The organism is Aliirhizobium cellulosilyticum, assembly GCF_014198105.1.
GTDB classification, from domain to species: domain Bacteria; phylum Pseudomonadota; class Alphaproteobacteria; order Rhizobiales; family Rhizobiaceae; genus Neorhizobium; species Neorhizobium cellulosilyticum.
In genome coordinates this window covers 1-12,060 of the sequence record NZ_JACIGW010000020.1, presented here as the reverse complement: position 1 = coordinate 12,060, position 12,060 = coordinate 1, and the positions used below count along the sequence as shown (strand labels likewise).

Genomic DNA, 12,060 nt, shown 5'->3' with positions numbered 1-12,060 from the left:
TTAAGGCCCGCAGAGTGTATCAGTTTTTCCCTGTCCTGTGGTCCAGCCCGAGGGGTTCACTCCACTACCGGGTCAGTTCTCAGTGGCAATCAACATCGAGCTGGCAGCCGCCGCCCAAAGGCTCCCCTACAAGCATGGAAAAGCCGGAAAATACTGGCCGGATGACACCCCCGCAGGCCGCCGGCAACGTCTACTCGAAGTATGGACACAGATTGTCGGGCTGTTGGATGTGAGGATCGAGGGAGTTGCGGCCGCGCTGCCTATGCCACCTCTCGACTGTCGCGGATATGAGATGAAGGCGTTCGAGGACATGTTAGATGCCGCGGTTTGTTCGTGGGTAGGCACCTGTGTGTTGGATGGAAGGGCGAGGCCTTATGGCGACATGAAGTCGGCAATTTGGATACCTGAGGTGTCGGTCGACTAGGATCGACGTCTAGCGTCGCGGAAGGCCTTCAAACTCTGATGTGCCCGATCACGCGACGCCAACGCTCGATATAGCCATTCACGAATGCCTGGTTCACGCCGGAAGCCGTCATTTCGGCAGCCAGACGATCAAGGTCGAACGCTTCAAGAGGCGTGTGCCTCGGGTAGATCTTCAGGGTGTATTTGAAAGTGTCTTCCCAACTTCTTTGCACCCCGACTGTCTCATCCAGCAGATGGGGATGGTATCGATCGATCAGGTCGCCGAGGGTCATCATCACCATTCTATGCTCTTTCCATCAAAGGCGATGAATTTCCCAGTCTCATTGAGGCAATCAGCAGCTTGCAGGATTGCCGCCGCCGCATCGTCGGCGCTGACAGTTGGGTGTTTGCCAGAATAAGGGGCTGATAACCCTGTTTGCACGGTGCCTGGATGGATGGCGGCTATCACTGCCTGAGGATGAGTCCGCGACAGCTCGATTGAGGCCGTCCTTACGATCTGATTGAGCGCGGCTTTTGAAGATCGATATGAAATCCAGCCACCAAGTCGGTTGTCACCGATGGAGCCTACCCGTGCCGAAAGGAAAATCGCCGTGGATCGGCTCTGACGATTGAGCCTTGGTAAGAAGTGCTTTGCGACGAGTGCCGGACCAACTGCGTTGATATGAAACTGACGAAGCATTGCGTCTGGGTCTATTTCCCGAAGGGACTTCTCCGGCCCGCGGCCGTCTATCGTCAAGGCTCCAGTCGCACAGACAATAAGATCCAATGCCTTCCCCGATAGCTTTTCAGCCGCAGCGGCAACCGTTCCCTCATCACGTAGGTCAAGGCCGCCACTGCTTCGAGACAACGCCACGACGTCGCCAACGTTCAGCTGTGCTCTCAAATGCCTGCAGATAGCCGAACCAATTCCTCCGCTTGCGCCGATCACTACTGCGCGGAAACCTATCGGTAGAGACTGCAATTGGCACCGTCCTTGTAGGATTTGCTACCAAAGAAGACCATCGACATCGAACTTTCCGAGCCGCGTAGAGCAGTGACAGGGGCGGGCAGCTATTTGGGGGCAACCGCAAGACGTTGCTTCAGCAGCCAATCCCATAGTTCCGGGTCATTAAGAGCGGACATTTCCACGTCAGAATGGCTTACACCTTCCAAGACCGAGAGCCGTGCGTCACGCTTCAGGGCCTTGAGGCGCTCATACATGATTACAGAATCCGACAGCGGAATGACGTCATCGTTCGTGCCGTGGAAGACCCAGAACGCAGCCTTCTCGTTCGTCCTGTTCAGATAGTGGCGGTTTCCGCCGCCTGCGATAGGAACTACGGCGGCAAATTTTTCGGGGAACTGCTCAGCCAAGGCCCACGCCCCGAACCCGCCCCGGCTATAGCCAACGACGTAGATGCGGGAGCTATCGGCGCGGTATTTCGAGATAACCTCTTCAAGCGGCGCTTCCACCTTTTCTATCGGATAGAGCAGTTCCTCGCTCGGGTTCTGAGGAGAAAAGACAAGAAACGGCAATTGCTTTCCACCCGCGATCAGCTTTGGGATGCCGCTCGATTTGACCTTCTCGATGTCGTTTCCGCCCTGATCCCCTCCATGGAGCCATACGACGAGCGGGTAGGTGTCTTTCGATGCCTCATATCCATCCGGCGTGTACATCAGGTAGTTGAGGTCGCTCTTCACGGCCGCTGTCGATGTCGTCGCCACTTGCTCGGCGTGGACCGCTCGAACAGTGCACGTTCCCAACGCGGCAACCAAAGCAGCAGACAAAATCCATGGTTTCATCTGTTCATCTCCTCCTAGACGATTGTTTAAGTTGGCACATGCGCTTGCGTTTAAACAACCCAGTCCACGCAATTCTCCGGCCTGGTGGGAAACTCACCTCAGCATGTCGGCGATCTCGGCTGCAGCGAGCCTTGCCTCACCATGCCGAGGCAGTCCGCGATAAAGGCGAAGTTGGTGCTCGGAGCAGAACCAGCGCGTGACGGTACGGCTTTCCTCAAAGCCGTAGCATCCCCATTCCTTGCAGTCGTCGAATTCGCAGTAATGCTCAACGATCTGATGCCCGCCTGAGCGGACTGTTCGTCCTTCATCGCTCATGGCGTTCCTCGATTAGAATGTTTGCTGTCAGCAAGCATGGAAAGCAGGCTTCACAGCCGTCGGTCCCACGTCGATCACAGCCAATCGCGAGGATGCGCCGCAGCTCGACGAATTCGATGGCAGCGCCGAACTTCTTCACCAGCGCCTTACGGTCGTAGACACCATGTCTGTCGCAGCGACTGCAGGACATGTCTATCTTCTCAGCGTGGTAGTCCTTGAGGCAAGGCAGGCTCATGTCGCTGGGCAATCTGCTATCGGCTGGGTGCTATTCCCCCTGCCAAACTCACCGGGATACATTCGGTAGAATTCCAGCGTGTCGAAATAGTAGCCGTCCAGGGGAGCGCCGTAAGCTTTGGCTTTTGCCTCTATGCCTTGAGGTAATGAGACAACGTCATTGCCTTCAATCCAGCCATAACTGGCGCTCCGCGCAGCTTCCAGCGCGGACACTCCGCTGCGCCACAGAACAAAAGCACCGCCCAGCTGACGACTGAATGCGATCTCTACCCACGAGGCGGTCGAGCCTTCATCGGTTAAGATATCAGCTTCAAGGAATTCGAAGTCGTAAAGGTCGGCCCTCCAGCCAATCTGTACAAGCAGGTCTGGATCAGGCTCCTCTTCGAGAGGAAACACCTCGCCTATCGTGAACATCTCTTCTCCTTTGCGAATATGCGGGCAAGGGAGCGACTGCCGCCAAGCGGCTCCATTTGTTCTTATTATGTTCCGTTTTGACGTTGAGTCAACATGGAAGGAAAAAAGCGATCCGAGGGGATGGATGTCGCGAGAGTGAGTTTGAGAGGGGACTTAAACTCGTGCGGGGGACGGGGGCTACTCTCGCGACGCGGGTAGAACACCGCGTTTGCGAATTCGTTCCGTGAGAAGCGGCCAGAGCAGCATATCTGATGCTCTGGCCACACTCGTCCCCACGAGATCTCGACAAAAATCACGAGAGTGGTGGCAGTATTTCAGCATTTCTGCGCCCCCGCTGTCTGCGGAAAGCGCCTTTCGTTTCAGGCAGCTTTCTTGGTGCTTTTCAACGGAGTTGCAGGCACATTGCAGCCCTTGCTCATCATGGCCGACTGGATTGCCTGCACTTTACCCTTCGCGACCGCGACCTGGCCCTCTTTGTCGCCCCCGAAGGTGGAGGACATCGGCACACCGATCAGAAACACGCCGAACGCGTCGCCATTCGCGGCGTCGTGTTGCTGCTTGGAGACCGCGGTGAGGCTGGTCTGCTCCTTCAGATATTCCTGAGCCAACTGCTCACACGACAGATTGGTATAGGCAGCCATCGGAATGTCGGCAGGGACGATCGCGTCCGGTCGTTTTGCGCACGCAGACAGGGCCAGCGCGAGCGCCAGCATAATTACTTTGGTTTTCATAGTTTCCCCATTACCCCGGCGAAGATTCGCCGAGCACAAATCTGCCGATAGCAGGAAGGCTGTCAATCTGGTGTGGTCAATTTGTAAGGTGGCGATAGGTCACGTTGCTACCGTGTCTGAATTCGCCCCTCGTGTCGAAAATTTCCGAAACTGCGAAAGTGAAGTCGCCTTACCATAGGAGACGATCTGGTGGCTCGGGTATTCAATATTGTCCGGAGAACGCGGGTGCGGAGAAGTGTAGCCAGAGTCGTAGGCTCGACTTTCAGAGTGTATGTCACAGGATGACTGTGGTCCCTCATCATGATAGCGGTTCGCGTATTCTGCGATAGGACAATCAGATTTGCCCACCCAGTTCGATATGTTTTCCGACGAGCCGCCGGCTGGATCTGAGCCTGCGCTCCGTCATTCGAGCGAGCGATCTACCTCCCGGCAGATGACGGAGGCGGAAATGGTCGAGCATCTGGCCGCGACCGGACGCTATCGGATCCTGCAGAAGCTCGAGCCGCGCAAGACGGCGGAGTTTGTCCGGCCCGGTTTCCCTTCGAATGGCGTCATCCTCGACACCGAGACCACGGGCCTCAATTTTCGCAACGAAGAGATCATAGAGATTGGCCTGATTGCCTTCACGTTCAACGAGCGAGGAGAGATTGGTGATGTGACAGGTGTCTACGGTGGCCTGCAGCAACCCAATAAACCTATCCCGGCCGAAATCACCAAGCTGACCGGCATCACGGACGAGATGGTTTCAGGTCAGATGATCGACATGAAGGCTGTACGCACGATGGTCGCGCCGGCCGACCTCATCATTGCCCATAATGCCGGTTTCGACAGACCGTTCTGTGAGGTTTTTTCGTCGGCATTTTCGGACAAGGCGTGGGCGTGTTCGAACGCCGAGATCGACTGGTCGGCGCGGGGCTTTGAAGGCACCAAGCTCGGCTACCTGATCGGCCAGGCAGGTTATTTCCACGAGGGCCACAGGGCGGTCGACGATTGTTTCGCCCTGCTCGAAGTCCTCGATCGAAAGACCGATCGTGATCCATTCACTCCATTTGCGGAGCTGTATCTCAACAGCCAGAAATCCCGCGTCCGCATCTTTGCGGAAAACAGCCCATTCGATCTGAAAGATCACCTCAAGGCGCGCGGTTATCGATGGTCGGACGGCAGCGAAGGACGGCCGAAATCCTGGTGGATCGAGGTGGATGAGATCGATCTGGCCGGCGAGCTTCACTATCTGCGCACCGAGATCTACCGCTATCCGGAAGCGGATCCACCGACCAGATTCCTGACCGCCTTCGACCGGTTTCGCGGCTAACGGTTCGAAATTAGGCAGTCGACGTTGGAGATCCGCATCTGGCGCATGGCTGGACTGCGGCGAGCTATCTAACCCATTTCGCCGGACGCTGTATAAACAATCCCAACGAAGCGATGTACCTCCTCCCACGGAGCTTCGTGTTTCAGGCGACCCACTCCTCCTCCCGAGGTTGCCTGAGTGAACAGCGGCACTCCTCCTCCCAGTCGCTGTTCGGTTCTTTTCGAAAAGCCTGCCGCTCCTCCTCCCGCGGCAGGCTTTTTCGTATTCCCTTACATGCTGAAATCCAGTTCCGGCTGCTCGTGACCGTCGCCATTATCTTCGGTGCCCGTGAGCGATGAAAGGGTCACCCCAAGCAATCGCACCGAACGCCTGAACGGATAGACCGTCTTCAGCAGCTCGGAGGCAGCATCGAGAACGTCTTGTCCGGTCGTAAAAGGCAGGGTGCCGGTTCGGCTTCTGGTGGCCTGTGTAAAATCCGAATATTTGATCTTCACCGTTACGGTTTTGCCGGAGATGCGTTTGGCCTCGCAATAGGTCCAGACTTTGTCTGCAAGCGGCTTCAGCTCGCCGGTTGCGCGGTCGAGATCGTCGATATCTCGGCTGAACGTGTCTTCGGCACCGACGGATTTCCGCACTCGATCAGGCCGAACCTGCCGGTCATCGATGCCACGTGCGATGCCATAGAAGTAAGGGCCTGACTTTCCGAAATGCTGTGAGAGAAACTGCAGGGACTGGGCTTTCAAGTCGGCACCCGTTTCGATCCCGAGTTTATGCATTTTCTCGGCCGTGGCCGGCCCGACATCGTGGAATTTCTTGACGGCAAGCCCCTCGACGAAGGCCGGGCCATTCTTCGGGGTGATGACAGCCTGACCGTTCGGTTTGTTGAGGTCGGAGGCCATCTTGGCCAAAAACTTATTGTATGAGATGCCGGCTGACGCATTCAGTCCGGTGACCGCCTTGATCTTCGCTCGGATCTCCAGCGCGATCTCGGTCGCAATCGGCATATCTTTGAGGTTGTCGGTCACGTCGAGATAGGCTTCATCGAGCGACAGTGGCTCGATCAGTGGCGTGTATTCAGCAAAGATTTCCCGGATCTGCTGCGAGACGGCACGATAGACCTCAAAGCGAGGTTTTACGAAGATCAGCTCGGGGCACTTTCGCGCGGCAGTGACCGACGGCATGGCAGAATGAACACCGAATTTCCGCGCCTCATAGCTGGCAGCGGCAACCACGCCTCTTGCCGCAGCACCGCCGACCGCAAGCGGTTTACCGCGCAGCTCGGGATTATCCCGCTGTTCCACCGACGCGTAAAAGGCATCCATGTCGAGGTGGATAATCTTTCGGGTGGTGGGAGAGGTCATGGCGTCCTTCGATGCGATCTCAGCGGCTGGCGAGCACTGGCATCGGCGATTTTGCAGGATCGAGTTTGAGCCAACTCACATCCGTATCCTCTCCACATAGGAAAGAACAAAGTAAGAACAATCATGCAAAGAGTCAAATCAGGGCAAGATCATACGGCAGCGGCGGTCAGAGCAGCATTTCCGCCAGCTTGGCCATTGCCTGCATGAAGTCCGGTTGGAGCGGAACAATATTGCCACGCCTCTCCAGGAGCTCTCGCTGAGCTGCGACGATCGCCATGCTCCTCTCCAGCAGCCGTCTGCGCTCAAATGGCATGACATCGTCGATCGTATTGGCAGCGTAGATCAGCTCAGCAACAAAGTCCGTCGTCTGTGACACGAAATAAATCCATCCGAGATTATCGTGAACCGGAAAATACCTATTCCTAACACCCCAGCCGCAGTTCTCTCGTCTATCACGGGAAGCACCATTGCATGCATTGTCGCAGCGCAGATGAGATTTCACTCAATCGCGCGTCATACACGAACACATGAATGCTAAATTTAGCATCTATGCACTCACGCCGGCTTCGATACAAAGGTAGTGGGCAGGGTAAAAGTATGGTCTTCTCGTCGTTTGATGTATTGGGTTCCGACGATCTGACGCTTTTGCGGGGCGTTCTGGATGAGCTGTGCCAGGAAAAGGAGCTCGACATCAAGGCTCCGCAAGCCGAGGCTATGGCTCAGGAACTGGTAAACTGGTGGCTGTTCGGGGTGCGCACGCCCGTGAACCTGAAGCAGATCATGGAACCTGTCTCCATCTGACCATCGACCCAGCAGGTTATTCATCAGCAGTACCCGATGGCCTGTGAGCATATTCAGGACTAGCCTGCAGTCTTGGCTGAGCGGCCATGTAACGTATCCACGGTCGATCCGATCCGCACATCCGAGCTTAACGCGGTCTCGGTGCGCGCCGCGCCGATCTCATCGTCGAGAAGGTCGATAGCACGAGGCAGGCCATCCGTGCCGGCACGGCAAAGCCGGCTCGCGATGTCGCCGTAATGGCAGAGCCGCTCAGTGACGTTCAGAAGGTCTCGTCGCTGGTTGAGGACGAAACCACCGATGTTACCCCCTTGATCGACGTTTATGGCATTCGCGGCCAGCGCGTCTATCGCATCGCCCCTGTTGCATCGGATGTGCCTGAACGCTCGGTTGAACGGATTGCCGCGGTATCTTGTGCCATTGCCAAGGCTTGGGTCAGCCACTGGCGCCGGCCTGTCCGGTTGTTGCCGCGACCCGAGCTGATCACGGTCATCGCACTGATGCCCGACCATCCACCAGCCTCAATCACCTGGCGCGGCAAGCGCCGCAAGGTCAAATGCGCCGATAGTCCTGAGCGTGTCTTTGGCGAGTGGTGGAAGCGCGGTTCCGAGATGGAGGCGGTGCGCGACTATTTTGTCATCGAGGGCGAAACTGGCGCGCAGCTCTGGGTGTTTCGAGCCGGCGACGGTGTCGACCCAGAGACAGGCGACCACCGCTGGTTCTGTCATGGGATCTGCGCATGACTTACGCCGAGCTGCAGGTCACTACGCATTGTTCCTTCCTTCGCGGCGCATCGTCGGCTGAAGAGCTGTTTTTGAAGGCGAGCGAGCTTGGCATCGAGGCGATTGGCGTCGTCGATCGCAACAGTCTCGCGGGGATTGTCCTGGCGCTCGAAGCATCGCGAGCAACCAGCTTGCGTCTAGTCGTCGGCTGCCCGCTCGATCTGCAGGACGGCATGTGGGTGCTGGTTTATCCCACAGATCGCCTCCCCCATTCCCGGCTGACGCGACTGATCACGCTCGGAAAAAGCCGCGGCGGCAAGAACAACTGCATTCTCTATTGGGACGATGTGATCGCCTATTCGGACAGAATAATAGGCATTATGGTGCCTGATCACGGCGATGATACCTGTGCTCTCCAAATGCGGAAACTGGCCGATGTGTTCGGCGACCGTACTTATGTGTCGATCTGTCTGCGCCGGCGGCCGAACGACCAGATGCGGCTGCACGACTTTGCCAACATGGCGGAGCGGTTCCAGGTAAAAACCGTGGTCACCAATGACGTGCTGTTCCATGAGCCGGGCAAGTGGCGCATACAGGATGAAGGGGGCGGTGTACCGAAGGACATCGCGTCCAAATTGGCCGCAATGGGGAGTGTTGGCAGGATACTGCGGTGCGCCCGGCGTCTGGATTCTTGCGAGATCATGAATTTCTCCCATGAGTGGACGATTTACGCATCAAGACAGATGCATCGCGCTTATTGCACCTGCACCAGCTTCCACCCGTTCCCGAAAGGATCACGGAAGCTTGCGTCGACCGAGCCATATTGGGCTGTGGGTTCCTGAACAAACTCGACTCCCCGCTCCCGCATGCCATGGAAGGCCTTCACGCAATCCTCCCCCACGTGATCCGATGGTGGCATTGCTCCTTTTGCGATCGCCTCTTCGAGACCGCGCGCGGTCGCTTCATCGATCAGCGGCTTGACATAGATGCCTGCGACTTGAACACCATGTTTCATGCTTGTCTCCGTGTTACCCTTTCTGGCTATCCGCTTTCAGTCGGCGGCGCTTCTCCGAAACTGCTATTTTCAGGTGTGGGCGCTCCGCCGTGCTTATGAAGCGGGGGGTACCAGGTTCAGCGAGCCTGCTTCCGCCCTCAGCCGCCGGCGCATTCCCATGGGAGACTCGCCGATGATATCCCGGAATGTCCGGCCAAACGTGCCAATGCTCTCCCAGCCGACTTGCATGGCGATGTCTGTTACGGCCATTTCCGTATCTCGCAAAAGAGATGCCGCGCGCTCCACCCTTCGTGTAAGCAGATAGCGATGTGGCGGGGTGTCGAAGGCTTGCCGAAAGGATCGGGCGAAATGCGCTTCCGACGTGCCGCTCACGCTTGCCAGCCGGGCGACCGACCAGACTTGATGGGGCGCTCGGTCCATGTGGTCCTTCGCGCGCAAAAGGCGGCGCAACAGCTCCAAATCCTTGTTCATTCCGATCCCCTATTGTGGCCAGGCTGCGGAAAAATCGAGGATCGCAGCGACAGGCGCCTCTTTACAATGCCTGCATTTCGTTCCAACGTCACCACAGGCGAATGCCTTTGCTCACAGTCGTCAAGCTTCAGTTCAACCGCCGCGCACGGCTGCGAATTTTTACGTGCTGACCTCAACGCACGCAGCGATCGAGGCACTACTCCTCATAACTGACAGACCTCTACTCACGGAAACAATGGCTATCGCTCTGTTGGCTGAAGCAACGCGATCCCGAAAGGCGCATCAGCTTCGAGCCCGGTACGCGCGAGGCTGATCACGTGCATCCGCTGATCGCCTTCGTCAACACGAGTTTTACGGCGTCGTTCACTCCCTCTTTTGGCGGCGCTGGAAGCAGAAGACATGGACAAAGCTGCCAGAACCACCCTTCGGAGCTTTGGACGAGACATGGTTGTCCGCCTGCATGAGCAGCTTAAGGAAGTGATCGGTGTTGGGCAGCGAGCCGCATAAATCCGCGAGATATGGCGGAATCAGATGAGGTGTAACGTGCCGAAAATCCTTGCTCGCTGCCTGGCGGTATGATCATCCCAGTTGCCCGTGCAATGAACCGGCGCCGTGATGACCGCGTGTAGTCCCGCAAGCGCTGCGCGGAATTCATCGCCTTCCATCTCCGACATCTCAGGCGTATAATGCCGCCACAGAGGGGAGGCCGCAATGACGGAAGCGGACAAGGTGTTTGCCGGCAACATTCCGGCGCTCTACCAGCAGCACATGGTGCCGATGCTGTTTGAACCTTACGCGCAAGAGATGGCCGGCCGAGTTGCGCGGCTGAAACCGCAAACACTGCTCGAGATCGCCGCCGGAACTGGCGTGCTGACCCGGGCGCTGGCGGCGCGGCTTGGCGACACCGCAGAAATCATAGCGACTGACCTCAACCAGCCGATGCTCGACTTAGCGGCCCACCTGCAGAGAGGCGGTGGGAAGACAACGTTTCGACAGGCCGATGCGCAGGCACTGCCGTTCGATGACGGCAGTTTTGACGTCGCCGTTTGTCAGTTCGGCGTGATGTTCTTTCCCGACAAATTGCAGGGCTATCGCGAGGTCAGGCGGGTCCTGAAGCCGGGTGGCAGCTACTTGTTTTCGGTTTGGGACAGGGTGTCCGCGAATGCATTCGTCACCACCGTCAGCGACGCTCTCGCGAAGCGGTTTCCTGCCGACCCACCGCGGTTCATGGAGCGCACGCCGCATGGGTACTTTGACACCGACGCGATCATCGACACGCTGCACGAAGCCGGCTTCTCCGAAGTCAAGGTTGAAACCGCCGACAAGATTTCACGCGCCGAGAGCGCTGCCAGTGCGGCAGCCGGTTATTGCCAGGGCAGTCCTTTGAGCGGCGAGATCGAGGCGCGCCAACCCGGCAAGCTATGGGCGGTAACAAAGGCAGTTGCCTCGGCATTGGCGGAGCGGTTCGGGCCGGGCGAGATCGAGGGCGAGGTCCGCGCCCATGTCATCACCGCGCGAACATAACTGCGGGCTGCAGAGGGTGACGCGACCTGCGGTAGATGAACCGCCACCGGCGCCCATCTCGCGGCACTAACCTTGACCTCAAAACCTTACCGTCGATCGGCATTGCGATCGCGCGACGCGGATCCTGACAGTCAGCCACGGATTTTTGGCGGCCGCCGAGATCGGCATGAAAAAGCGTTACCAGCTGGTGCCGGCACGCAGATGATGGAGCGCTGATCTGATGGAGCGCTGATCGTCGGGAAGGTGCCGTCCTGGTAGTTGCCGGAACTGGTCGAGCTGGGGATGGCAAAAGCCGTTGGTGTCAGCTGGGACGGTAGCCAAAACGCTAGAGGTCACGCCGCAGGCGGCGCAGCGGATCGTTTGGAACTGGGTTGAGAAAATGACAGGGAGGGGTCGGGCACGGGTAGTGATTTAAGACATCCGTGGGCCGACAATAGCGCAAAAACGGCCTCGATCTACGAATGCCTGGGCTTCACAAGGCCGGTTCCTGAAAAGCACCTTGCATTAAAACTCAGCCGATTTGAGAAGCCACTTTGTGCACAGGCGATATCAGATCATCCTGCGCTTCGCACAGCACGATCCGTTGCAAGAGCCTGCCTCCGTCCGACATGCTATGACGGCCCTTCTGCCAACTACCTACGGAATATGGCTTATCTGTCGCACCCACCTACTGGTGGGTGCGTTTTCAAGAGGAGCTAAGTCCGGAACAGTGCGCTGATGAGGACGCCACTACGGCGAATAGTCGAGCCCCAATTCGGCACCGCCCGGCCGCGAGGGAAGGCTGTACCGAGGCCCATCAGAACTCCTGCCAGTCGTTCGTGACCTTGATAGCCGAGTTGCCAGAGAAGGCGCCGGCCAGCTTGCGGCCAAGGGCGCGTGCCGGCGAGGCCGCGGGCGTTTCATTTGCCTTCACCGCACGAACGGTCGACTGGTAGGTCTGAACCGAAAGCTTGAACTG

General features: G+C 57.6%; 13 protein-coding genes and 3 pseudogenes. 6 read left to right on the top strand and 10 right to left on the bottom strand.

The genetic code is table 11. The features are described from left to right. Positions 1-452: 452 nt before the first annotated feature. The 6 genes from GGE33_RS27210 to GGE33_RS27185 all read right to left on the bottom strand — a co-directional run bounded on the left by GGE33_RS27210 (position 453) and on the right by GGE33_RS27185 (position 3,899). Complete coding sequence (locus GGE33_RS27210) at positions 453-704, bottom strand: hypothetical protein (protein WP_183830573.1); 252 nt, start codon at positions 702-704, stop codon at positions 453-455. Continuing rightward, entirely contained in the window at positions 698-1,384 is a 687-nt protein-coding gene (locus tag GGE33_RS27205; protein WP_183830572.1) for an SDR family NAD(P)-dependent oxidoreductase, read from the bottom strand. The genes GGE33_RS27210 and GGE33_RS27205 overlap by 7 nt, the downstream gene beginning before the upstream one ends. A gap of 89 nt (positions 1,385-1,473) precedes the next feature. After that, positions 1,474-2,205 carry a carboxylesterase family protein gene (locus tag GGE33_RS27200; protein ID WP_183830570.1) on the bottom strand — a complete coding sequence of 244 codons (732 nt, stop codon included), beginning with the start codon at positions 2,203-2,205 and terminating at the stop codon, positions 1,474-1,476. Between the two features lie 93 nt (positions 2,206-2,298). Beyond that, positions 2,299-2,520, bottom strand: a complete 222-nt coding sequence (locus GGE33_RS27195) for a hypothetical protein (protein WP_183830581.1) — start codon at positions 2,518-2,520, stop codon at positions 2,299-2,301. A 231-nt stretch (positions 2,521-2,751) separates the two neighbouring features. After that, the gene (locus tag GGE33_RS27190; RefSeq protein ID WP_183830567.1) at positions 2,752-3,168 is read right to left on the bottom strand and encodes a hypothetical protein; all 417 of its coding nucleotides are present in this window, start codon (positions 3,166-3,168) and stop codon (positions 2,752-2,754) included. Between the two features lie 359 nt (positions 3,169-3,527). Then, positions 3,528-3,899: a hypothetical protein gene (locus GGE33_RS27185; RefSeq protein WP_183830564.1), complete on the bottom strand. Its 372-nt coding sequence runs from the start codon at positions 3,897-3,899 to the stop codon at positions 3,528-3,530. Positions 3,900-4,257: 358 nt separating this feature from the next. On the opposite strand from GGE33_RS27185, the gene GGE33_RS27180 reads away from it, so the two are divergent. Beyond that, a complete protein-coding gene (locus tag GGE33_RS27180; RefSeq protein ID WP_183830575.1) occupies positions 4,258-5,211 on the top strand; it encodes a 3'-5' exonuclease in 954 nt (317 codons plus the stop codon). A gap of 269 nt (positions 5,212-5,480) precedes the next feature. Here the strand turns inward: GGE33_RS27180 and dinB are convergent, their stop codons facing one another. Together dinB and GGE33_RS27170 are read right to left on the bottom strand one after the other, a co-directional pair. Then, positions 5,481-6,572 carry a DNA polymerase IV gene (gene dinB, locus GGE33_RS27175; RefSeq protein WP_183830560.1) on the bottom strand — a complete coding sequence of 364 codons (1,092 nt, stop codon included), beginning with the start codon at positions 6,570-6,572 and terminating at the stop codon, positions 5,481-5,483. A gap of 166 nt (positions 6,573-6,738) precedes the next feature. Continuing rightward, entirely contained in the window at positions 6,739-6,948 is a 210-nt protein-coding gene (locus tag GGE33_RS27170) for a hypothetical protein (RefSeq protein WP_183830558.1), read from the bottom strand. 221 nt (positions 6,949-7,169) lie between these two features. On the opposite strand from GGE33_RS27170, the gene GGE33_RS27165 reads away from it, so the two are divergent. The 3 genes and pseudogenes from GGE33_RS27165 to GGE33_RS27155 form a co-directional block, all read left to right on the top strand. After that, positions 7,170-7,373: a hypothetical protein gene (locus GGE33_RS27165; RefSeq protein ID WP_183830555.1), complete on the top strand. Its 204-nt coding sequence runs from the start codon at positions 7,170-7,172 to the stop codon at positions 7,371-7,373. A 131-nt stretch (positions 7,374-7,504) separates the two neighbouring features. Then, a pseudogene (locus GGE33_RS27160) lies at positions 7,505-8,113 on the top strand (DNA polymerase Y family protein); the annotation flags it as partial. After that, a pseudogene (locus tag GGE33_RS27155) lies at positions 8,110-8,691 on the top strand (PHP domain-containing protein); the annotation flags it as partial. The pseudogenes GGE33_RS27160 and GGE33_RS27155, both read left to right, overlap by 4 nt. 155 nt (positions 8,692-8,846) lie before the next feature. Here GGE33_RS27155 and GGE33_RS27900 read toward each other — a convergent pair. Together GGE33_RS27900 and GGE33_RS27150 are read right to left on the bottom strand one after the other, a co-directional pair. Further along, positions 8,847-8,960 (bottom strand): VOC family protein, encoded by a 114-nt coding sequence (locus GGE33_RS27900; protein ID WP_343062706.1) that lies wholly within the window; start codon positions 8,958-8,960, stop codon positions 8,847-8,849. Between the two features lie 240 nt (positions 8,961-9,200). Beyond that, positions 9,201-9,578: a helix-turn-helix domain-containing protein gene (locus GGE33_RS27150; RefSeq protein WP_246436512.1), complete on the bottom strand. Its 378-nt coding sequence runs from the start codon at positions 9,576-9,578 to the stop codon at positions 9,201-9,203. A 711-nt stretch (positions 9,579-10,289) separates the two neighbouring features. On the opposite strand from GGE33_RS27150, the gene GGE33_RS27145 reads away from it, so the two are divergent. Continuing rightward, positions 10,290-11,102, top strand: coding sequence for a class I SAM-dependent methyltransferase (locus tag GGE33_RS27145; RefSeq protein ID WP_183830549.1), 813 nt, complete (start codon positions 10,290-10,292; stop codon positions 11,100-11,102). A gap of 45 nt (positions 11,103-11,147) precedes the next feature. After that, positions 11,148-11,517: pseudogene (locus GGE33_RS28095) on the top strand (helix-turn-helix domain-containing protein); the annotation flags it as partial. Positions 11,518-12,060 lie beyond the last annotated feature (543 nt).

Bases quoted from the DNA above. Each gene is read 5' to 3' on its own strand.
- GGE33_RS27210 (WP_183830573.1), bottom strand. From the start codon at position 704: ATGGTGATGATGACCCTCGGCGACCTGATCGATCGATACCATCCCCAT.
- GGE33_RS27200 (WP_183830570.1), bottom strand. From the start codon at position 2,205: ATGAAACCATGGATTTTGTCTGCTGCTTTGGTTGCCGCGTTGGGAACG.
- GGE33_RS27195 (WP_183830581.1), bottom strand. From the start codon at position 2,520: ATGAGCGATGAAGGACGAACAGTCCGCTCAGGCGGGCATCAGATCGTT.
- GGE33_RS27190 (WP_183830567.1), bottom strand. From the start codon at position 3,168: ATGTTCACGATAGGCGAGGTGTTTCCTCTCGAAGAGGAGCCTGATCCA.
- GGE33_RS27185 (WP_183830564.1), bottom strand. From the start codon at position 3,899: ATGAAAACCAAAGTAATTATGCTGGCGCTCGCGCTGGCCCTGTCTGCG.
- GGE33_RS27180 (WP_183830575.1), top strand. From the start codon at position 4,258: ATGTTTTCCGACGAGCCGCCGGCTGGATCTGAGCCTGCGCTCCGTCAT.
- dinB (WP_183830560.1), bottom strand. From the start codon at position 6,572: ATGACCTCTCCCACCACCCGAAAGATTATCCACCTCGACATGGATGCC.
- GGE33_RS27165 (WP_183830555.1), top strand. From the start codon at position 7,170: ATGGTCTTCTCGTCGTTTGATGTATTGGGTTCCGACGATCTGACGCTT.
- GGE33_RS27900 (WP_343062706.1), bottom strand. From the start codon at position 8,960: ATGCGGGAGCGGGGAGTCGAGTTTGTTCAGGAACCCACAGCCCAATAT.
- GGE33_RS27150 (WP_246436512.1), bottom strand. From the start codon at position 9,578: ATGAACAAGGATTTGGAGCTGTTGCGCCGCCTTTTGCGCGCGAAGGAC.
- GGE33_RS27145 (WP_183830549.1), top strand. From the start codon at position 10,290: ATGACGGAAGCGGACAAGGTGTTTGCCGGCAACATTCCGGCGCTCTAC.